Below are 20943 nucleotides of genomic sequence, written 5' to 3' on the forward strand. Positions count from 1 at the left end.
GGCAATCATCATTTGCTCCTAGTTGCCCAACAGGTGTTCTTGAAGTTTTTGCAGAACAGCGGGGAGGTTCATGAGAAGAACCCCGCCGATCATGTGCGTCAGACCTTTTGCGACCATTCCGCGATAGGGATAAATGGCCGACATGTTGGCCACGTAGATGCCACGGGCGAATGCAATCAGGCCGACGAACTGGAATATGCGGACCACAGCGATAACTACGCGCGTCCCCATTTCATTATTGACGGGTTTGAGAAGTTCGGGCGCGTAAGCAAACACTTCGCTTGCCGCATAGGTTTGATCCATCCCGAAGAACGACATAAGAAATGCCGATATGACGCTTGAAAGCGATACAAAGCTGATCGCAATAATCAGCAGAAATGCGGGGCCATGCCATCCCGCTTGTGACCAGCCTGTCGAAGCCTGACTTCTATCGCCAACGGCTGCAAACCCACGCAACGAATTAACCGCGCAAATCAGTCCAATCACATAGCAGATTGCTACAACCAGAGACTGGAATTGCGGCATTAAAGCCGCTGTTCTTTCGAGAAGTCCGACAAGCCCCTCCATGCTTATCAGGCCCCGTCTTTGGTTTCTGGTTTGTCGGAAGGTTCGGCCTTGGTCTCTTTCGCGGGAGCGGGTTGCGGCTCGGCTTCCTTTTTCTGGGGTGGCGTTACCACCATGAGCCGGGTAGGGGAGGCTACGTTTTGTTCTGTCATTGCGGCACCATCCATTCCCGATGCCGCAAGACCATTGGCTGGAAACCTCTCACCCATATCCGGCGCAGTATTGCCGGATCGCGTGACGATTTCAGACAACATCTGATTTTGCTCGCGCAATGTTTTGATGTGTCCGACTAGTCGGGCAATGATGCCATTGTCGCTTGTCAGGACCGCCATTTCGCGCCGAAGAGCCGCAGTTTCGGCAATCTGATCCCTCAGACTTGCCTCTAATCCCGCCGTCTCACTTTGTAGTTTGGTAATCTCGCCAGTATTCGGCTTAACGGTCGCAGGCGCTTGCATCTTGAAAACCGCATAGCTGCACGCCGTTGATATAACCGCCGATACAATCACTACCGACGCTATCCGCGTTGCGAATCCTTCATCGCCGGTCCTGCCATCCCATTGTATTGCCATGCGCTTCGCCGTCGACCCCGATTCCAATATCTTAGATTTTATGGCGGATAATGCCTATTAAGGCTTGCCTATTGAATCCTAATACATCATTTTACCCCAAAATCCACAATCTTTTACGGATCAGCATCTAATGAGATTATCGATAGCAAAAATAATAATTGCATCAATGACGATGATTGTTATTAAGGATGCGAGCGCACAAGAATTCAATATAAAAGCGCCAGATCAAGAGGAATTTACGCCGTATATTCAAAAATTTCTCTTTAAAGACAGTATTAAGACGCAACGATTATTCAAAATGGATGGGTTTCAGGTTTGGACTGTCCAGCTTCCTAACCAGAATCCGGAGACTGTTCTTACCTCCAAAGATGGTATTCTTATTCGGGGCAAAATCATTGGTCCCGACGGTCAGGATATTTCCGGTTCGTTCACGGGAATGACGGCTCCGGCTTTAGCCGGTTCAAAAGCGCCGGAATCTACCGCATTGCAGGCGGCACAAGTGGCCCCGGCCTCGCCTAGCGTGCAGAGGGTTCCGCAGACACCGCCGCAGACTAATGTGCAGCAGCCCGCCACCGCGCAGACCGAACCGCAGAGCGCCCCCGCAACCACTTTTGATGCCGCGCAGGCTAGTGGAATGAACGATGCCTCTATACCTGTCGCGAAGGATTTGGCCGAGTTCCGCCAGCAGGCGGATGACTTTTCCATGTGGGTACAGGCAAACAAGTTCAAGCCGGGTGCGCCCGTGCTTTACATGTTTGCAGATCCTCGCTGCCCTTGGTGTGCCCGGTCGTTTGTCGAGCTAAAGCCATATATGGATCGCGGCGACATTGAGTTGCGCATCATTCCAACGCCTATTCTCTCGCGGCTTTCGTTCCAGCTTGCCGTGAGTTTCATCCATGAAAAAAATCCAGGCGTTGCCTTCATCAAGCATTCCGACGAGATCATTTCCGGTTCTCCGGAACGCACCCCTATGCCTGATAGCGAAATGGACCAAAAGGTGGTGTCCGGCATGGAGCGCAACGTCAAATGGGTGCGCAAGAACGGGATCAGGCAGGTGCCATTCTTTCTCTACAAAGACGACAAGGGCGACCAAGTGTTAGCCGGTGCACTAGACGAAACGAAGATCAAGACAATCGTTGCTACCGGCAAGACAGACGGCAAGGGTAAAAATGACTAGTCACGATTACGGTAAGATTGAATCCATTCTCACGCGGGCGGACACGTACAAGGTCGCCTATCGTCGTATGAGTTTTGTCGCCCTGGCGCTTGCCGCAACGACTGTTATCAGCACTGCCGCCGCTGTGGCTTTGGCGCTCAGCAAGCCCGCGCCGGTCTACTTTGCTACGAACTCCGATGGAAGCATTACGCCGATCATTCCGGTATCGCAGCCGCATTTGAGTCCCGCAGAAGTGGCTAATTTTGCCACAGAAGCCGCTACGCGGTCGCTCACCTATTCGTTCTCGAATTACCGTGCGGAATTTGAGGACATGAAGCCTTATTTCTCAAAGCCTCGCGGTTGGAACTCATTCGTGGACGCCGTGAATAAAAGCGGTCAGCTCGAACTGGTCAAAAATCAGCGCCTTAATACAACTGCCGTCGCACAGCGCGCAGTCATCGTGCGTGAGGGCCTTAACCCGGACGGCATCTATGAATGGATCGTCCAATTGCCGTTGCGGGTGACTTATCAGTCGTCAACGCAGGTTACGGGACAAAATTTCACGGTCACACTCGCTTTGACGCGAATGGAATCCAGTGAATACCCCCGCACAATTGCAGTCTCGAATTTCAATGCAGCGCCGGGAGCCTGACCTATGAAGCGATCCATTTTGTCAGCGGCGCTCACACTGTTGCCCTTGGTTTCTTCCGCCTACGCGCAATCGGCCAGCGATATTCCTGCCGCCCAATTGCCACAGCAAACACAGACGGCACAACCGGTCACGTCATCGCAAACTAATGCGCAGCAAAGGCCCGATCCGTCGCGCTTTGGGCAAACGCGACCGTCCTCTAGTTCCGGTGCGCGTAATCAGAACAAGGACGAGTTGCCGCCAATCATCGGGACAAACCATTTGCTTCAATCGCTGGACGAGCTTGACCGGCCATTATCGCCAGAAGAAGCCACAGCATATGGTTCTGCCGTGCAGTCGCTTATGCCTATGACGCCAGACATGATCCGTGATTATCGCAGGCGCGTGGATGAAAACCAAAGAGCCGCATCGGAACCGCCGTCTGGCGTAAAGCCGACGCTCATAAGCGATGCCATCCGGCTTTCGCTGAAACCGAGCAAGGCGATATCGACAATATCAACCGCCCCTGACACCGTTTCTGTCATCAGCTTTTATGATCGAACGGGAAAAGCGTGGCCTGTCGCTTCTTATGTTGTCGGGCGCGCAGATCGTTTTCAGGTGTACGCTTTGCAGGAAGGTTCAAACAAGCTGGCAATCAGTGCATTGCAACCGCACGGCTATTCCAACTTAATCGTCTCTCTGGTCGAAGAAAGCCGCCCGATAGTGCTTAATCTCCAGACGAGCCAAGGCACAGCAATTGCGCGCCGCGATATTACGGTTGAAGCCTACGGCCCCAATGCCGCCGTCAACCCAACGACTGTTTCAACCAAGGTCGCGCCGAGCGACAATGTGATGATGGCATTCGTACAAGGCGCAGGGATGCCGAAAGGCGCGGTTCAACTTCGCACGACCGATCCAGACACGGACGTTTGGTCCTATTCCGGTGACTATTATGTCCGCACCCAGAATACGCTTGTTTCCCCTTCGTGGTCCTCTGTTCTGACTGGACCGGGCGGCGTGCACGCCTATCGCATCAAAAAAACACCTGTTGCCCTGATTTCGCGTAACGGCACCATTGAACGCGTGAGGATTTCAAATTGATCGACGATAATGAAAAGAATGCCAATTCGTCGGGATCGTCTGACAATGGCGAAGCGTCGAAGCAAGATCCAGCGAAGCAGTCAATTGAAGACGTGGAAAATGTCGGCTTGCGTTCGACCGTGATCAACAGGAGCAAGCGCGGCAATAAGAACAAGCCGCTTCTGGTGGCAGTTGGTGCGTTCCTCCTGGCCGGGGTGGCACTGACTGTCTACAAGGCATGGAACAACGAGTTTACGGGCGGTTCGCGTATATCGCGCCCGCCGTCGATTGACACGACACCCGCAGGCCAGCAGCTTGCCGAAAGCGAGCGCTATAAGCAAAGTCTCGACACAGTTAATCGTGAAGGTTCGCAACAGGCGGAGAAAGACGGAAGCAGCTTTATTGCGACGCCCGACGAGCCGTTGCGCGATATTGACGAAAAGCCCAAGGCACAAACGAACTTCCGCAAGCCAGTTGCGCCCGCCAATACGCCAGAGCCAGAAGTACGCGAGGCGATTGTAACGAAAAAGGCCGAGCAGGCTCCGCCGCCACCTGACTATTCGCGTATCAATCAACTGGCAGCACAGATCGCCGGTCAGGCGCGGGAATATCAAAGTGGATGGGCACCTGTCGGCTCCACGAACACGATTGTCCTCAATCAGACCTTGTATAAGACGCCGGAACAGCGCAGGCAGGAAGCGCTTGAGCGCCAACAGGCGGCGCAAGCTTCCGGACTTGTTACCGGCGACGGTTTGCCAAACAACGCGATCAATGCCGGTCAGTTTGCATTCGGTCGCGTAATCAACAGTACCGATTCCGATACACCCGGTCCCGTGGTCGTAGAAATCATGAAGAAAGGCCCGCTTTATAAGGCCCGCATGATTGGTGCGTTTCAGAAGAACAACACGACGAATGCACTTATCGTTCAGTTTGACCGGATTGTGTTTGCCGATGGCCGCGAAGCGCCAGCTTCCGCCTATGCAGTTGACGCCACCAAAGGTTCGATTGCGGTGAAATCCGAAGTCGATAGGCGACTGTTCTCACGCTATGCGCCGTTGATTGCCGCCTCATTTATTGAAGGTCTGGGGCAGACGCTTTCTGAAAGTGGCGATAAGGTAATCTATGGCTCCAATTACGCCACGGTATCACGAAATAAGCCACGGTTTGAGCAGGGGCTATATGCGGGAGCTGGTAAAGTTGGTCAGCGCATGGCGCAAGACATTGAGCAGTCAGCGCCAAAAGGGCCGCTTGTCAAACTCAATGCCGGTAAGACCGTGGGCGTGCTCTTCCTGCAAAGCGTGGAATTGCCACAATCGGCTTCTATCGACACCGGCGGATTCGAATAATGGATGGAGATATTTACGGACGAACCATTAAGTGGCGAGAAACAATGAGAAATCCATCATTCTTCATGCTGGATGGATATTTCATTATATTTCTGCCGATTTTCTTGTTCCATATCCGATGGTGGACTTTTGAATTGTTGGTTTTTGCGGCGATCATGTTTGGCGCGTTTCGCGTATTCAAGTATCGCCCCTCAAGCGCGTTCAGGGCTGTTCGATCTGCATTAGCAGGCTCTAATAGACCTGTCCGACCAAGCTTTAAAGCCAGATCAGCCATAGACTATGGATTTGAATACCGGCAGTCCCGATGAGTCTAAACGGCTTTGAACCACTTATACAACTATAGTATATGAACGGATATCTATATTTGTATGAATGATGTATTATCATATGCGAAATGAATGTTATTCAACATTAAAAACTCGATTTCATGTAATAATATATACATTCCGTTGCATCAACTCTTACTTATAGGAGCGGATTCGATGATAATGTTGTTATTCAGTAAAATTTTGCTATCCTCCGTCCGAAATGAATCGCGGGGATGGTGTTAAACGAGATATGTCAAACAAAAGAAAAATAAAGCAAAAGCTTGTTTATTTTGATGGCGTGCCAATTGAAGCAGAACTGGCAGGCGGTGAAAGTGGCGTAAACAAAGAAATTCTTGACAGAATTAAGGCGCATCCCGTTTTCACAAGAAAAAAGTGGCCTTTAATTCTTGATCAAATGGTGGAGAACCATTTTGAAGATGCAACGGTTGCTGACTCTGCTTCATTGGCGAATTGGGCCGATGTTAATTATAACACGGTATGGCGATTAAAGAACTTTTTAATAGAGAATGATTATTTGGTTTTGATCAATAGAAACGGTCTTGCCGGGTTTAATCCGGATTTTGTACTTGTGAAGGATCACGCCGGGAAAATTATCATTCCGAAATTGCAGGTGCGATTTTAAGATTTTAAGATCGTATAAGTAATTTCATTTGAAACTATTAGGAAGCCCGCTTTTGCGGGCTTATTATTTTCCTTTTTTCTTTTGCCCCTATCGCCAGTGCAATTTTCCGTCAATGGACAAGCGCAAAGCGTTGCAGCCGAAACAAAAACGGCTTTCTGGCTGCGCCCGAACCTTCCGTTTTTATTCCGTCTGCAATCCTTGACTGAAAATCACACTGTCTGGGGGCGGTCTGCGCCCGCCCCCTCTGCCGGGGTTAATGCACGAGGCATTACCCGACAAAGGGCGCGGCTTCGCCCACTGGCAAAAGGATTTCAAATATGGCTAGTCCACGGCGCGATGTTTATCAGGAGATTACCAACAAGATCATTGCCATGCAGGAAGAAGGCAAGCGCCCTTGGTTGCAGCCTTGGCAGGATGGCGAAGGTGTAGCTTCATTTCCCATCCGTTCGACCGGCGAACCATATCGCGGTATCAATGTCTTGCTTTTGTGGAGTGAAGCCGCAGACAAAGGCTATAACTCGCCTTACTGGTTTACTTACAAGCAGGCCGCAGCGCTAAAAGCCCACGTGCGCAAAGGCGAAACGGGAACCACCATCGTTTACGCTGGCAGCATCCAGCGCACCGACACCGACGAAGCGACGGGCGAGGATAGTGCGACAGATACCAACGCAGGAGAATGCCCCTATGCGCGCTTTATATCGTCTCACATCGAGCGTTTCGTTCGGTTTGGTGATCGCGCTCCATCTGACCGGAAATGCGAACGCGGCGGCTGGAGAGGAAAGAAGCGGACTTGTCGTCAATGTTGTGGATGGTGATACGCTGAAACTGGTCGAGAACGGCCAGAAAATCCGACTTACCGGCGTTGACGCCTGCGAAATATCGCAAAAGGCCAGATCGCCGCTCGGCCAGACAATCGACTGTGGCACGGACGCGAAAGCAGCGCTTATCCGCTGGACAGCGAATAAGACAATCACATGCCAGATTGACGGACAAGACACGTATAAGGGTTGCTGGCAACCTGTGGCAATGACGAGATTCCGGACTTTGCCGCAGAGCTAATCCGGCAGGGCCTAGCAGTCGCCTACCGTTACAAGGGCCGCGTCACCGAACCTGTTTACGAGCAGATCGAGCAAACAGCGAAACAGGGAAAAGTCGGCCTTTGGGCACTCGATTTTGATCAGCCGTTGACGTACCGTCGCCACAATTAACGGTGCGGTTCGTTATCAATTTAGCTCTTACGATAAAAGCACCCAGACAACCAATACGACCATCAAACCCAACAATGCGACGAGGTAGATTCCTATCCCCGGAATCCCGAATAGCTCTATCATCAATTCTCTATACATGTGCGGTCCCAACGCGGGACCGCGCTTCTTATGGCGTAGTCTAATTTTCGTTGATCACGGCTTTCATACGATCCCGCAGCGACGGTTCAACCAAATGTGGTTGCATACTATAAATGCGAGCGCCGATTGTATACGCGGCGCTTTGCATCATCTGGTCCGTCAGCCAATCCGGGCGATCACCGGGAAAGCCTTTTTCGGTCATCAAAAGATTGACCAGTAATTCAAATCGATCCCTGCATTGATCCTGATCGTCGGGAAGGATGATATTAAGCCCGGATTTTTTGAGCCTTATGATAAAATCGCAGGCATCACTTACCGCTTTTTGCAAATCATCTTCGGTTGCTGATCTCAGTTGGTGTTCGACAAGGAAACCACGGTCGATATTGTGCATTGTTATCTCACCCGTTTTTGAAAACCGGCTTGCCTTCCCATTTTTTTATTCGTTACATTTGTCTTGAGCGCAGCGGTGAGGAAACCGCGTTCCGTTTCCCCCCCATCATTGTTGCGCTCAACCTTTTTGGCGCTCACGCGCATGCGGGTGTCGATAGCCCGATGCGACTAGTCGTCAGGATTATCAACGTCACAACCCACGCCATGGCAGCCCATGTAATTGCCTTGCGTGTCAAAGTTCGGATTGCCGTCCCGGTCGAATTGTGGCCGATTGTCTATCTCGCTTTCCTCGCGGCGACGGCGTTCCTTTTCCTTCTTGCGCTCGCGCTTGCGTTCCTCACGCGCTCGGTCCTCTCGTTCCCATTCCCGTCTTTTTTCGTCAGCGCGGGCGCTTTGCTCCATCATGCAGTTTGCGAATGCGTCTGTACCTGGCTTGAAACCGAAAGAGGCACATGTGTCCTGATCGACCTCCTCCGCTGTAACGCAGCCGGCAACCGCCAGCGGGACCAGTGCAAGCAATAAGTATCTGAGTTTCAGCTTTGTCATGAACGCTCCCATAGAAAATGCCGCTTGGCTGGTTTCAGTTTTGATGACGGCGCATTCGACCGAATGCCTTGTTGTCGGCGTCGGGTATAAAGGCTGGACCTACAATACGGATTGAGCGTGAAGGGGCGGGACGAAGCGATTGCGATGGAATTTCAGCCACAGCCACCGGGTCTTGATCGTCTGGCCTCACACCCGGTTTTGGTAAGACGGCATCGGCAAGGTGCTTCGATTGCCTTTTGGCCGCAAAGCCCGAACTGACTTTCCGAACGTAGCCGTTCCAATCGCAGCGTTCGAACTTACCTTCACCGTGATAATCATAAGCTGTTGCGAGATCCGCATAGACCTCACCAGTCAGGACCGAAACCATATCGGCGGCTTCTTCGTTTTGGTCGTTGATATAAACCGCCATAGCGTCGGTCTTGCAGATCATCTTGCATTGAATGAGAGCGGCATCCGTACCGCCTTTTTGCTTGTACTGCGAATTGGGCGTCGGGAAATAATAGCCATCCGACAGGCGCACACAGTATTGAAGGGCATTTTTCGGCCCGCGCACCTTTTTCGGGGCTTCCGTTGCTGGTTGTGGTCGAGCATTGCCTGCAGCCGACACCTTCATGGCTTTCGGCTTGGTAGGCGCCTTGGCTGTTCGGGCTTCGGCCTTGCATTCATTATTTGCAGCCGCAGTAGCGCGTAACTCCTACTGCACCTCATTGATTTTCATCCCCACTTCACGGCAGGCATTGAAAAGTCCGCCGCCCGTGTCACCGGGCTTGCAGCCGCGCCCGCGCTGGATCGAGCGCAAAGCCGATAACTGCCTTTGCAGCATCTTCACGGCGGGGCTTTGACCCGAAATTCCAGAGCCGCATGAAGCGGCCATTGCTGTATCGGGAAAAGCCGCGGCTACAACCACCAAGGAAATTGCAGTCAGTTTCGTCATCATGTCCGTTGCCCTTCGGAACTGATTATCGAACAAGCCTCAATTGAACCGGATCGGCCGGAATTTCGGAGTGATACGCAGCGCGTACAAACATCGGGTAGGGCTGCAAGCCGTCCATCATGGCAGTCAGTGCAAGTTGCAGATATAGCGGCGCATCCGGACGTTCGATTGATTTGAGCGCCGCACGCGATAATCCTAACCGGCTCGCAAGCTGACACTCGGTTGTGTTCAGTCTCTTGCAGGGGTCACGACAAGAACACCGCGAAATCGTACGCGACTTTGGACGAACCGTGAACACACCCAGTATCAGGCCTGTGTGATTGCACCATTCCAGCCGATGCGGCTCAATGTATCGATGAGTGTCGATCGAGGAATGTTGAATGATCGGCAGACGGACGCTTTGCTCGTTCCGGCTTTCAAGGCTGCGAGGATCTGTTCCATCTTTTCGGGATCAATCGCGAGTGGCCTGCCACCCTTACGTCCTCGTCGGCGCGCTGCTGCCAATCCCGCATTCACCCTTTCCTGAGTGAGGGAACGTTCATATTGAGCAAGGGCGCCGAAGAGCGAAAAGAAAAGTTCGCCCTGCGCTGTCGTCGTGTCCATCTGTTCGGTCAAGGAACGAAACGATATGCCTCGGCTCTTGAGATCGTTGATGATCGACAGCAGGTGCGGCAGGGAACGGCCGAGACGATCAAGTTTCCAGACGATCAGGCAATCACCGGATCTCAAATCTGCCAGACATGATTTCAATCCCGGCCGATCGTCGCGAGCACCGCTTGCCTTGTCGGAATGCAGATGACGCTCATCGACGCCCGCAGCAATCAGAGCATCCCGTTGCAGGTCAACATCTTGACGATCATCTATGGATGAAACACGCATATATCCAACAAGCATGTACGAAAAACCATATTCTTGATGTATTCGTACATAGCATCATTCCGACAGGGTTTTCCATATAAATATAAGCATCCAGGATCGCCGTATTACTGCTGATCGCAGTTGCAGACGGAAAACATGTGTTTTCCGTCAGAGCGTGTAATTGCAGATTGCCCTGGTACTCATGATATGCGCAAACATGTTTGCGATCGATTAACCATTGTTACCAATCGAACGCATTTCCGGAACTGAAGGATTGGCTCTCGTTTTTGTAGTACCGGTTGGCGGAGCCCGAGGGTAGAAGTACCTCTCTGCAACATTTCCATACGCTCCGAACGCAATATCTGCTATACTCTCTCAGGGAGTATTGCGAGGAGTGCAGTCATGCGCAACCTATCGATGAGCATGCTTGTTGCATCGCTTTTCGGAGCAAATGTTGCCTATGCGGAGCCCGTCATTTTCCATACAGAAACATTCGGTGATCAAACCACCGTTACCATGGCACTGACTTCAAGCTCGGCATTGTTGCAACAGGAATACGATTATGGCGTCACCATAAATCTTGTCGAAACCGATGGGACGGATTCATCGGTTTATCGTGACAACGGTTTACACAAAGCGCTCGTGAAATGCCGCGAGACTCCCGGAAAGATATTTGTCGGAGGCAAGGAATACCGGGTTGTTGCGGGCTTGAATGCGTCGTTCCATGACAAATGGAAAAATGAACTCTGGCGGGCAGTTTGCCTGCAGCCCCCGATCTCGTGAAACTGTCCATTTACATAGTTCCCGGTTACCGCTTGATCCCGTTGGACATTCCACACGCGATACAGCATTAATTGCGCCGATATTTCGAACGGTACGCAACGCGGAGCCTTGAATGTTTTTCATAATATCCAAAGTGCTCGGCTATCTGATATTGCCGTCGAATTTCATAGGTATTCTTGGTGTTCTCGGCATGTTGGCTTTGCTCTTCGGAATCCGACGAGCCGGAGTTTCGCTGTTGGTGATTTCTGCCTTCCTGTTTGCCGTCGTCGGCTGGTCTCCGCTCGGGCCCGCGGCCCTGATGGTTTTGGAGGACCGTTTTCCGCAACCCACGATTTCGGGATCGGTGGCAGGCATCGTAATGCTCGGCGGCGCGGTCGACACCCATATCACAGGCGAGCGCCACAGTCCGGCGCTCAACGAAGCGGGCGAACGGGTGACGGCGACCGCCGAGCTCGCCCGGGATTACCCTGAGGCCCGTCTCCTTCTTTCGGGTGGAGCAAATCACCTTGTCCATGACAACACTCCAACGGAATCGCAGATCGCCAGGGATGTGCTGGTGAAGATTGGTGTGCCTGAGAGCCGCATCACAGTTGAAGAGCTGTCCCGCAACACCTGCGAAAACGGATCGCAAAGCGCGGCGGTATTTCAGACGAAACCCGGGGAACAATGGCTGCTCGTCACTTCCGCGAGCCACATGCCGCGTGCTGTCGCATGTTTTCGGGCGGCCGGAGCCAAAATCATTCCCTATCCCGTGGATTACCGTACCCGCGGCAGCGCTGACCTCCGGAGACCCGTGGCGACGATTGCCGCCGGCCTTGCCACATCCGATCTCGCCGCGCATGAATGGCTGGGTTTATTGATCTACAGGGCGCTCGGATTGACCGACGAGTTGTTTCCTGCCGCGTAGACCGGATCCTGAGGCGAACGCACATTCTTCTGCGATGGGAACAATATCTGCCTGCCGCCGTTTCGGGGATGGAGGCCACACTCGAGCATGTTCGACATCGCAAGGTTCACCCAAATCCTTATAGCTTGCCTTTTGGCCGTCGTTCTGGCGGCGGGAACCATGCCAGCGCGTGCCGACAATCATTTCACGACAACCAATCAGGCAATAGCAGACTGCGCCAAGGAACATCGGACCTCCGGTGATAAGCACACTGCTAAATATCCTTCGGGGCAGGCACAATGCTGCTCGATTGGACACTGCTGGGTGGCAACCGAGATCGGTGCCCCTTTCTTTGCCGTTGCTGAAACAAGACTAAAGGTTGCCGATCTCACGAACCTGATGACCGTCAGCCACCCCTCCGCACGGCTTGAGCGACCTCCGCAAACGATCTGACTTCACTCGTTTCAACGTTATGCCTCACGCGTTCCGGCGGAGGCATTGATTCAATCCACGTTTCGTGAAGGAAGAAAACAATGCGTATTTTAACTCCAATACTGACTGCCGTGATGCTGCTCGGAGGTACTTCGTTTGCCTTGTCACAGGAAGCGATGAGCAAGGACCATAAGATGGATGCAATGGCTTCCGAAATGTCTGCCGCCTGCAAAGCTGCCGACGGCATGAAAATGTCGAAAACCCGGACCCCAATGCATAAGATGCCCAAGATGGACGCTGCGCATTCCGATCTTATGGACGCCATGATGGGCATGATGAAGCCTGCCGCCATGCAGGGCATGATGGCGAAGGACCCGGATGTAGCATTCGTGTGCGGCATGATCGTCCACCATCAGGGCGCGATCAATATGGCCAACGCCGAACTCAAGAACGGGGATGACCCGTGGGCGAAAGACATGGCCCAAAAGGTCATCGATGCCCAGACCAAGGAAATTGCCGACATGACGACATGGCTGGACAAGCAAGCGAAATGACGTTAAACGAAGAAGGAGGATCATCATGATGAACCATACAAACGCCGACATGAAAGCCTGCATCGAACATTGCCTGGCCTGTTACGCGACATGCCTTTCCACCGCAACCGGACACTGCCTTGAGAAGGGCGGCGAGCATACCGAGAAGAAGCATTTCACATTGATGCTCGCCTGTGCTGAAATCTGCCGGACGTCGGCCCACTTCATGCTTATCGGCTCACCGCATCACAAGCATACTTGCGGAGAGTGCGCGGAGATATGTGCGGAGTGTGCGGACGACTGCGAGAGGATCGGCGACATGCAGGAATGTGTCGACGCCTGCCGCCGCTGCGCCGAATCCTGCAGGAAAATGGCCGCCTGAAGCCAGTCACGCGCGGGTGGCAATAATAGTGCCGCCCGCGCGGATTTCCGCTTGTGCTTCCAGTAAGTGGAAGCTTTACTTTGCCTCGATGTTGCCGGGAAAACATATGCGATTTCGTACTTGCACGTCTGCAGACAGACGTACGGTTTTACGGTTGCTTTGACCGTCGGGGTTTCGTGCGCACTTTTTTCGGGCGCTTGGGCGGACCCCGAAATCCGCGGCATCGTCAAGATGCGGCAGGAATCCATGAAGGAAATGGCGAAGGCGGGCAAGACCATAGCGGGGATGTTTGAAGGCAAGATTCCCTATAGCGCCTCCGACTTCAAGCAGGCAGCCGAAACGATCAAGACTCGGTCCGGCGACGCGCTCATTAAGGAATTTCCCGCCATGTCGCTCGGCCCGCCGTCAGCTGCGAAAACCGAAATTGAACTGTCGCATGACGAGTTTGACGCACTCGCCCGCAAGGTCGCTGAGTTTGGCCGTTGTTTCCGCATCGGCGGACAAGGCACCGGACGGAATATCGCAGGACATGCGGATGGGCGCTTCGGTGTCCACTACGGGCAGCAGTCTTCTTTGGAAACGCAGGGCAGGTCGGGACGAAAAACAAGACATCAGCAAGATTCCGGCCGAGCATGCCTTTCATCTCATGATGCAGGAATGTTGGGCCTGTCACACCAAATTTCGGGAAAAGGTCCAGTAACAGTCGGCATTTGCCGTCAACGCCAATGAATTGTGCACGGAGAGCCTACCATGTTCGTTCAACCGATCGATTACATCCTTGCAGCCTGGTTTGTCCTCGCCGCAATCAGCACGGCCTACGTGGCGTGGGACCAATTCCACAACAATCCCGAACCGGCCGTGATGAAGTGGGGTTTCATTCTCGTCACCCTCTATCTCGGACCTGTCGGCCTCCTGCTCTACGTGCTGGCCGACAAGGAGCCGAGACCCGGCACCCATGAAGAATTCATACAGCCGCTGTGGAAGCAGGGCATCGGCAGCACCATTCACTGTGTCGCGGGCGACGCCACCGGGATCATCATCGCGGCCACCATCACTGCAGTGATCGGTTTGCCCATGTGGGTGGACATTATCATCGAGTATATCGCTGGCTTTGCCGTGGGCCTGTTCATCTTTCAGGCGCTGTTCATGAAGAACATGATGGGCGGTACCTATTGGGAGAATGTCCGCAACTCGTTCATGCCTGAATTCATCAGCATGAACGCCATGATGGCGGGGATGGCTCCGGTAATGGCCATACTGATGATGGGCCGCGACATGCGTGCCATGTGGCCGGGAGAACTCCTGTTCTGGGGAGTCATGGCTCTCGGCATCGGTGTCGGTTTCGCGGTGGCGTATCCCTTCAATGTCTGGCTGGTCTCCAAAGGACTCAAGCACGGCCTGATGACCGAGCGCAAGGAGCGCGTGGCGCAAGCAGCGCATGCCCACCACGCAAAAGCAAAGTCGAGTGCGCACGAAGGACACAGTGCGCCTGATCAGGACAACCAACCGCAACAAGGCAAACATGGGCAGGACAAGAAATCCGCTCACGGCCAACACAGTGGGGGTCTGCCTCCCGCTTTCGCCCCGACACGCACGCAGGTTGCCGCAATGGCGACATTCACCACATTGATGCTGGTCGGCGGCTTCGCGTATCCGTTTACCAAGGTCAACATGCAGCTCACGGCGCACGAAGTCGGCGGCACGATTATGGCTCCGGGTATGATCATGGATTTCGACACCCCGGCCGATTCCATGCGCGACATGGCTGCCGTCGATCCTCGACTTACAGCCTTCAAGGCCGAAGATGATGCCCAGGGAGGCAAGGTGTTGGAACCCCGCATCGAAGATGGAGTGAAGGTGTTCGATCTCGAGGCGTCGGTCATCCGGTGGTCGATCCTGCCCGGAGAAACGGTCGAGGCGTATGCCTATAACGGCGAGGTGCCGGGTCCCACGCTTCGCGTGACCGAGGGCGACCGCATCCGCATCAATGTCACCAATAAGCTGCCCGAAAGCACCACGATCCATTGGCACGGGCTGATCCTGCCCAACGAGATGGACGGTCCCGCTGAAATCACGCAGGAGCCGATCCAACCGGGCAAGAGCTTCACGTATGAGTATACCGTTGGACAGCACGGCACCTATTTCTATCACACGCACGACCATGTCGATCGCCAGCAGTCGCTTGGCCTTTACGGCGCACTGATAATCGATCCGAAAGACCCGGCCGACGATATCGTCGCCGATCTAGAATATACCGTTCAGTTGCAGGAATGGTTGAAACGGGAGTGGCTGACTTTTCCGTCGATGCCGATGGAGGGCGGCTTTCCGAACTTCTTCACCATCAACGGAAAGGCGTTTCCGGCCACGGACACCATCAAGATGAAGCAGGGGCAGCTGCTGAAAGTGCGGTTTGTCGGATCACACACGACCGCCATCCATCCCATGCACATCCACGGCGGACCGTTCCAGGTGGCCGCGGTTGACGGGGAAACGTTGCAGGAATCTGCCCGGTATATGGCGGATACCGTGAATGTCGCGCCGGGACAACGCTACGATGTACTTTGGCGTGCGCAGCGCCCCGGCAAATGGCTCGTCCACTGTCACATCCCGCATCACACGACCAACAACAATGTCGAAATGAAGGGCGGTGGCGGCCTCATGCTGGTGATCGATGTGGAATAGGGATTTGAACAAAAGAGTTGTCACGGCCGTGGTAAAGGCCGTGACATTGGATGTCTCAGGCAGATGCCCGAACCGGAGCGGTGAAGCGTTTCAGCCGCACCGCATTTCCGAGAACAAAGACGCTCGAAAGCGCCATTGCCCCCGCAGCCAGCATCGGCGAGAGCAAGGTTCCTGTAACGGGATAGAGCACGCCCGCCGCAACCGGGATCAGGCTGACATTGTAGGCGAATGCCCAGAACAGGTTCTGGGCTATGTTACGCATCGTCTCCTTGGACAGGGCGATCGCATTGGTCACCCCGAGCAGGTCGCCAGACATCAACACGACATCGGCGCTTTCGATAGCCACATCGGTCCCGGTGCCGATGGCAATACCGACATCGGCTTCAGCAAGCGCCGGCGCGTCATTGATGCCGTCACCGACAAACGTGACTGTCCGGCCGCCAGCCCTCAGGCGCTTGACCGCCTCGACCTTGCCGTCCGGCAGGACTTCGGCAACGATCTCGTCGATGCCCAGTTTCGCGGCTATGGCTTCTGCAGTCCGGCGGTTGTCTCCCGTGATCATAGCAACCTTCAGGCCAAGCCCATGCATCGCACGAATGGCCTCGGCCGTTGTTGGCTTGATCGGATCGGAGACCGCAACGATCGCGGCAAGCCTGCCATCGACAGCCGCGTAGAGCGGTGTCTTGGCGTCATGACCCATTTGCCCGGCTATAGTTGCGAAAACGCCGACATTGACGCCGAGTTTCTCCATGTAGCGGTCAGCCCCCACGGAGACGGTGACGCCGCCGATATTGGCGGTGACTCCATATCCGGGAATCGCTTCAAAGTCTTGGGCGTCATCGATTTTGATGCCTTCCGACTTCGCCGCTGCGACAATGGCCGCCGCAACCGGATGTTCCGAAGAGGCTTCAACCGAAGCGATCAGCGACAGCACAGGCGCGCGGTCGAATCCTTCGGCCACTTGGACGTCGGTCAGTTCAGGACGGCCTGCTGTAAGCGTTCCCGTCTTGTCGAGGGCTACGACGTGGGTACCCTTCAACGTTTGCAGGGCTTCGCCATTGCGGAAGAGGATGCCAAGCTCGGCGGCGCGACCCGTGCCGACCATAATCGAGGTAGGCGTCGCCAGCCCCATTGCACAGGGGCAGGCGATGATCAGCACCGCAACCGCGTTGACCAGAGCGAAAGTGAGGGCTGGGTCCGGACCGAACAGCAGCCAGGTAACGAACGTCAAGGCCGCAGCCGCCACGACCGCAGGGACGAACCATGCCGTGACCTTGTCGACGAGTGCCTGGATCGGCAGCTTAGAGCCCTGCGCGGTTTCCACCATCTTGATGATCTGGGCGAGCAGGGTGTCCGACCCGACCTTTGTGGCCCGGTAGGTGAAGCTACCGGTCTTGTTGATTGTGCTGCCGATAACTTCGTTACCTGCCGTCTTGGCCACAGGGATTGGTTCGCCCGATATCATGGATTCGTCCACATAGGATGAACCGCCGAGAACCTCGCCGTCGACCGGGACCTTGTCGCCGGGGCGTACCTGGATGATGTCGCCGACCTGCACGTCCTGAAGGGCGACGTCGACAGATTCGCCGTTGCGCTCGACGCGGGCGGATTTTGCCTGAAGGCCCATCAGCCTTTTGATTGCCTCGCTCGTGCGTCCCTTGGCTTTTGCTTCCAGAAACCGTCCGAGCAGGATCAGCGTAATGATGACGGCGGATGCCTCATAGTAGACGTAAGCAGTGCCCTCAGGCAGCACATGCGGGGCGAACGTCGCAATGACCGAATAGGCCCACGCAGTACTCGATCCCAATATGACCAGTGAGTTCATCTCTGGAGCAAAACGGGCGAGGGCGGGCAAACCCTTTTTATAAAACCGCAACCCGGGACCGAACTGGACGATGGTCGCCAGAACGAAGTAGAGAATATAGAGAGGTTGTTGTCCGACGACAGTCAGAAGCCAATGATGCATCGCCGGAATAAGGTGAGACCCCGTTTCGAGAACGAAGATGGGAAGCGTCAGGACTGCCGCTATCGACAAGTCCCGTTTCAAGCTCCGTAGTTCCCGGTCCTTTGCTTCCTGGCGGGCGTCGCCGTCCGTTGCCGCAGCAGTCTGGCGGCTCGGTTCATAGCCTGCCTGCCGGATCGCGGCATCTATAGCGGTGGACGGTGTACCCGCCACCGTTTCAACAGTGGCGCGTTCAGTGGCTAGGTTGACCGAGGCCTTGACGACGCCGGGTACTGCGGCAATCGCCAATTCCACGCGGCGTACGCACGAGGCGCAGGTCATGCCTTCGATGCCGATTTCGGAGACCTCGGTACCGACCTCATATCCTGCGCCTTGAATGGCGGCCATGACCTCTTGAGTTTTCATCGGACCATTGAAGCCAACCGCAGCCGTTTCAGTGGCGAGATTTACCGAGGCCGACATTACTCCGGGAACTTTGGCGATCGCCATTTCCACGCGGCATACGCAGGAAGCGCAAGTCATGCCTTCGATCCGTCTTGCCGAGGATGAAACCGATCAATTGTCCGCCTGCCACCCCGCCCAATGTGCCCATCACGGCATTCCAGAACGCACCCACATCAGCGACATGAACGATTTTCCCGAACACGGAACCGCCGAGAAATCCGCCTAATAATTGAGCAATAAGAGAAACCATTAGCTTCCTAATAGTCGAACTTGGATCAATACAGGAAGAGGCTATTAAATAATGCTTCCTGCTTCTTAGGATCAGTTTTGGACTGCAAATCTGTCTAAACATAAAACAACAGTAATGTTGCTATATCAAGCCCCATTTTCGCCACATTAGGAACTAGTTAAGAGCAGCCACGAGCAGTTGTAATCGTTTGATTGACTGTGAATAACTGCTCTTCATGTACCAATATGGTACACATTATTCTAATCGCGGATACGTTGCAGACGATCCATCGCACAAGGAATGGGGTTATTCGCCGTGAGCCGGTACAGAATCTTGGTTCTGAAAGACGACGAAACCGACGAAGAAGGCGCAATTGGTTACGATCGTCCAATGAGATCGTTCTTTTTTCAGGGCTTTGTCAACCAAGACCCGGAAGATGACAGACCGGAAATCTGGCTTGGTAACATTCTGGACGAATACCCAACCCTCGAAACCTTGCTCAATGAAGTGAAGCGCAGAGGCTACAAGATCGGTGCGCTTGAACACAGCGCGATCATCGAAATGATGCGCGAGGCAGGAGAAAAGCCCGTACCAAGTCTTGCAGAACGTCTTGGTCTTATGATCTGACACCATGAAAGGGCAATAACTTACCTATGAACGGAAAAGAATTTCACCGGAAAATCTGGGAAATATTAGAGCCTCTCGATTCCTCAAATTTTCAGGTTCTTCGTGCTGTGGCAGCAGCGAATAACGATATCGAAAAGATCGAAGCTCAGACCGAAATCAAACTTCCAGACTACTACAGGGATTTTGTCAGTTCGGGGAATTGCAATGGCTTGGCCGTTTGCGCGCGCGAAGAAGTCTGGCCAGCTCCAAAAGAGGGCGACATAGCGCCCGCATGGACCTTTTATCGCGGCGTGACTTTGCTTGGTATTGATGCGCCCGATCTACCCGAATTTGCGAGCATTGCCGAAACGCATGATAGGCTCATAGCCAAAGGCATCGAAAACGTTTTGCCGCTCATCAAGATTTGGGGCAATGGCAGTTCATTTTATGGCGTCAACCGTTCTGGTGAAACCGTCATTGCCGAAGATGACGAAGTGACGATCTTAAAAGGCGATCTTACGGACGTTTATGCGGAAATGATCGCAAATCTAGTCCAATATCAAAAGGACATGGAAAAGAGGCTTGAAGCCTCACGCGGCCTGTTTGGCAAAAGCAGATAAATGAAGCGGCCCGTAGGCCGCTGCTTTTATTCTTATTTAATCGGAACGCATGGAATTTTTTGCGCAGGGATTACACCCGTCTTTATATCAGCTGGGCCGGTACGTGCTGCCGAGCAACCAAACAGGGACTTATCATCCTGCAGAATGATAAGCGGTCCGACCGTTCCTTTAATTTCAAAGCCTTCTGACACAAGCTCCACGATGGATTTTTGCCCCTCGGTCAACTGAGCAGGCTCATTCGTGGTGAATCCTTGAGCAAGGGCCGGGTTGGACACAATAATCAGCGCCGCAGACGCCATGAGAACGGTTTTCATGGTTGTTTCCTTTTCGTTGTCGATACCTGGAGCGGCCATTTATTGGCAGTTAATCGGCATAGTAATTGCTTGGAATCCCTTTCGGGCCTTCGGATAGTGAATGACGCCGGAATCTGCCTTGCAGCCGGTGGCCGTTGAAATCAATTTTTCCGCGTCATTACTCCAAATCGACAATTCATCGTTGTAAGTTAGCGTGGCTTCCGTCTTTGCTGTCCTGTCCCAAGAAACTTGTACGTCCGAGCCTTTGAATTGTACCGTCTTCACTTCCTTTGTCGTAACTGTATTCACGTCACTGCTTGAAGTCGTGGAACATGCAGAAACAGTCATCGCAAGAGCGGTCAGAGCAATAAAATTCGTACACGGTTTCAAAAGGTTCTCCAATTCTTTCAGTCTTATCCTAACGCGCAATCTTCGTTGCTTCGCTAGTCATTTTTATCATGGCGCATCGAGCGAATGACAGTCGCAATATTGTCTTCGTCAACTTCTGTCGCAAAATCGCGCATCAAGTGGTTTTTGGCTAACTCGTGGAGCGCTTGAAGCACTTCGATTTGGACCCATCCCGCATCCACGCCACGATCTGTCAGCGCTATAAAGGCATCTTCCAGAGCCTCTTGGCAGTGAATATCGCGGTCGGGATAATCGCCAAGTTTGCGCGGCCCGCGTATTTTCTGTTCTTCGCTCATGGTTTCGTTCCCATCTTT

The 20943-nt window shown here is 53.6% G+C and carries 27 protein-coding genes; 16 read left to right on the forward strand and 11 right to left on the reverse strand.

The window, feature by feature from the left end; all coding sequences use genetic code 11:
* Nucleotides 1–18 precede the first annotated feature (18 nt).
* Both KWJ32_RS23245 and KWJ32_RS23250 read right to left on the reverse strand, forming a co-directional pair.
* The gene (locus KWJ32_RS23245; protein ID WP_128095001.1) at nt 19–567 is read right to left on the reverse strand and encodes a hypothetical protein; all 549 of its coding nucleotides are present in this window, start codon (nt 565–567) and stop codon (nt 19–21) included.
* A 5-nt stretch (nt 568–572) separates the two neighbouring features.
* Nucleotides 573–1133, reverse strand: coding sequence for a hypothetical protein (locus KWJ32_RS23250; RefSeq protein WP_151577096.1), 561 nt, complete (start codon nt 1131–1133; stop codon nt 573–575).
* Nucleotides 1134–1299: 166 nt separating this feature from the next.
* Here KWJ32_RS23250 and KWJ32_RS23255 point away from each other — a divergent pair, with 166 nt between their 5' ends.
* From KWJ32_RS23255 to KWJ32_RS23285, 7 genes are all read left to right on the forward strand, one after another.
* The gene (locus tag KWJ32_RS23255; protein ID WP_256886295.1) at nt 1300–2310 is read left to right on the forward strand and encodes a thioredoxin fold domain-containing protein; all 1011 of its coding nucleotides are present in this window, start codon (nt 1300–1302) and stop codon (nt 2308–2310) included.
* Nucleotides 2303–2941 carry a type IVB secretion system apparatus protein IcmL/DotI gene (locus KWJ32_RS23260; protein WP_038595002.1) on the forward strand — a complete coding sequence of 213 codons (639 nt, stop codon included), beginning with the start codon at nt 2303–2305 and terminating at the stop codon, nt 2939–2941. Before KWJ32_RS23255 ends, KWJ32_RS23260 begins: the two co-directional genes overlap by 8 nt.
* A gap of 3 nt (nt 2942–2944) precedes the next feature.
* Nucleotides 2945–4018 carry a DotH/IcmK family type IV secretion protein gene (locus KWJ32_RS23265; RefSeq protein WP_171380685.1) on the forward strand — a complete coding sequence of 358 codons (1074 nt, stop codon included), beginning with the start codon at nt 2945–2947 and terminating at the stop codon, nt 4016–4018.
* A complete protein-coding gene (locus KWJ32_RS23270) occupies nt 4015–5343 on the forward strand; it encodes a TrbI/VirB10 family protein (protein WP_256886296.1) in 1329 nt (442 codons plus the stop codon). Before KWJ32_RS23265 ends, KWJ32_RS23270 begins: the two co-directional genes overlap by 4 nt.
* Before the next feature lie 558 nt (nt 5344–5901).
* Nucleotides 5902–6294 carry a hypothetical protein gene (locus tag KWJ32_RS23275; RefSeq protein ID WP_256886297.1) on the forward strand — a complete coding sequence of 131 codons (393 nt, stop codon included), beginning with the start codon at nt 5902–5904 and terminating at the stop codon, nt 6292–6294.
* A gap of 317 nt (nt 6295–6611) precedes the next feature.
* The gene (locus KWJ32_RS23280; protein ID WP_256886298.1) at nt 6612–7109 is read left to right on the forward strand and encodes an ArdC family protein; all 498 of its coding nucleotides are present in this window, start codon (nt 6612–6614) and stop codon (nt 7107–7109) included.
* Between the two features lie 192 nt (nt 7110–7301).
* A complete protein-coding gene (locus KWJ32_RS23285; protein ID WP_256886299.1) occupies nt 7302–7502 on the forward strand; it encodes a thermonuclease family protein in 201 nt (66 codons plus the stop codon).
* 178 nt (nt 7503–7680) lie between these two features.
* Here KWJ32_RS23285 and KWJ32_RS23290 read toward each other — a convergent pair whose 3' ends face one another.
* The 5 genes from KWJ32_RS23290 to KWJ32_RS23310 form a co-directional block, all read right to left on the reverse strand.
* Complete coding sequence (locus KWJ32_RS23290) at nt 7681–8031, reverse strand: hypothetical protein (RefSeq protein WP_125302256.1); 351 nt, start codon at nt 8029–8031, stop codon at nt 7681–7683.
* Nucleotides 8032–8198: 167 nt separating this feature from the next.
* Nucleotides 8199–8576, reverse strand: coding sequence for a hypothetical protein (locus tag KWJ32_RS23295; protein ID WP_125302258.1), 378 nt, complete (start codon nt 8574–8576; stop codon nt 8199–8201).
* Nucleotides 8577–8610: 34 nt separating this feature from the next.
* Nucleotides 8611–9189: a DUF2865 domain-containing protein gene (locus KWJ32_RS23300; RefSeq protein WP_128094994.1), complete on the reverse strand. Its 579-nt coding sequence runs from the start codon at nt 9187–9189 to the stop codon at nt 8611–8613.
* Nucleotides 9190–9270: 81 nt separating this feature from the next.
* Nucleotides 9271–9513 (reverse strand): hypothetical protein, encoded by a 243-nt coding sequence (locus KWJ32_RS23305; RefSeq protein ID WP_128094993.1) that lies wholly within the window; start codon nt 9511–9513, stop codon nt 9271–9273.
* Between the two features lie 303 nt (nt 9514–9816).
* The gene (locus KWJ32_RS23310) at nt 9817–10404 is read right to left on the reverse strand and encodes a recombinase family protein (protein ID WP_256886300.1); all 588 of its coding nucleotides are present in this window, start codon (nt 10402–10404) and stop codon (nt 9817–9819) included.
* 366 nt (nt 10405–10770) lie between these two features.
* Here KWJ32_RS23310 and KWJ32_RS23315 point away from each other — a divergent pair, with 366 nt between their 5' ends.
* The 7 genes from KWJ32_RS23315 to KWJ32_RS23345 all read left to right on the forward strand — a co-directional run bounded on the left by KWJ32_RS23315 (nt 10771) and on the right by KWJ32_RS23345 (nt 16066).
* A complete protein-coding gene (locus KWJ32_RS23315; RefSeq protein WP_125302265.1) occupies nt 10771–11151 on the forward strand; it encodes a hypothetical protein in 381 nt (126 codons plus the stop codon).
* Between the two features lie 112 nt (nt 11152–11263).
* Nucleotides 11264–12058 carry a YdcF family protein gene (locus KWJ32_RS23320; protein WP_125302268.1) on the forward strand — a complete coding sequence of 265 codons (795 nt, stop codon included), beginning with the start codon at nt 11264–11266 and terminating at the stop codon, nt 12056–12058.
* 87 nt (nt 12059–12145) lie between these two features.
* The gene (locus KWJ32_RS23325) at nt 12146–12490 is read left to right on the forward strand and encodes a hypothetical protein (protein ID WP_125302270.1); all 345 of its coding nucleotides are present in this window, start codon (nt 12146–12148) and stop codon (nt 12488–12490) included.
* Nucleotides 12491–12570: 80 nt separating this feature from the next.
* Nucleotides 12571–13023: a DUF305 domain-containing protein gene (locus KWJ32_RS23330; RefSeq protein ID WP_256886301.1), complete on the forward strand. Its 453-nt coding sequence runs from the start codon at nt 12571–12573 to the stop codon at nt 13021–13023.
* A gap of 28 nt (nt 13024–13051) precedes the next feature.
* Nucleotides 13052–13384, forward strand: coding sequence for a four-helix bundle copper-binding protein (locus KWJ32_RS23335; RefSeq protein WP_128095014.1), 333 nt, complete (start codon nt 13052–13054; stop codon nt 13382–13384).
* Between the two features lie 246 nt (nt 13385–13630).
* Nucleotides 13631–14113, forward strand: a complete 483-nt coding sequence (locus KWJ32_RS23340; protein ID WP_256886302.1) for a cytochrome c — start codon at nt 13631–13633, stop codon at nt 14111–14113.
* 21 nt (nt 14114–14134) lie between these two features.
* Entirely contained in the window at nt 14135–16066 is a 1932-nt protein-coding gene (locus KWJ32_RS23345; RefSeq protein ID WP_125302276.1) for a multicopper oxidase domain-containing protein, read from the forward strand.
* Between the two features lie 55 nt (nt 16067–16121).
* On the opposite strand, the gene KWJ32_RS23350 is transcribed toward KWJ32_RS23345, so the two are convergent.
* Together KWJ32_RS23350 and KWJ32_RS23355 are read right to left on the reverse strand one after the other, a co-directional pair.
* Nucleotides 16122–18551, reverse strand: a complete 2430-nt coding sequence (locus KWJ32_RS23350) for a heavy metal translocating P-type ATPase (protein ID WP_256886303.1) — start codon at nt 18549–18551, stop codon at nt 16122–16124.
* On the reverse strand, nt 18463–18723 hold the full coding sequence (locus KWJ32_RS23355; RefSeq protein ID WP_256886304.1) for a hypothetical protein: 261 nt from the start codon (nt 18721–18723) through the stop codon (nt 18463–18465). The genes KWJ32_RS23350 and KWJ32_RS23355 overlap by 89 nt, the downstream gene beginning before the upstream one ends.
* A 294-nt stretch (nt 18724–19017) precedes the next feature.
* Here KWJ32_RS23355 and KWJ32_RS23360 point away from each other — a divergent pair, with 294 nt between their 5' ends.
* Together KWJ32_RS23360 and KWJ32_RS23365 are read left to right on the forward strand one after the other, a co-directional pair.
* Entirely contained in the window at nt 19018–19329 is a 312-nt protein-coding gene (locus tag KWJ32_RS23360; protein WP_247870374.1) for a hypothetical protein, read from the forward strand.
* Between the two features lie 26 nt (nt 19330–19355).
* Complete coding sequence (locus KWJ32_RS23365) at nt 19356–19928, forward strand: SMI1/KNR4 family protein (protein ID WP_125302284.1); 573 nt, start codon at nt 19356–19358, stop codon at nt 19926–19928.
* 32 nt (nt 19929–19960) lie between these two features.
* On the opposite strand, the gene KWJ32_RS23370 is transcribed toward KWJ32_RS23365, so the two are convergent.
* Nucleotides 19961–20242, reverse strand: coding sequence for a hypothetical protein (locus KWJ32_RS23370; protein WP_125302287.1), 282 nt, complete (start codon nt 20240–20242; stop codon nt 19961–19963).
* A gap of 422 nt (nt 20243–20664) precedes the next feature.
* Complete coding sequence (locus tag KWJ32_RS23375) at nt 20665–20925, reverse strand: hypothetical protein (protein WP_235824466.1); 261 nt, start codon at nt 20923–20925, stop codon at nt 20665–20667.
* Nucleotides 20926–20943 lie beyond the last annotated feature (18 nt).

The sequence above is a fragment of the Ochrobactrum sp. BTU2 genome (assembly GCF_024539785.1).
Taxonomy (GTDB): Bacteria; Pseudomonadota; Alphaproteobacteria; order Rhizobiales; family Rhizobiaceae; genus Brucella; species Brucella anthropi.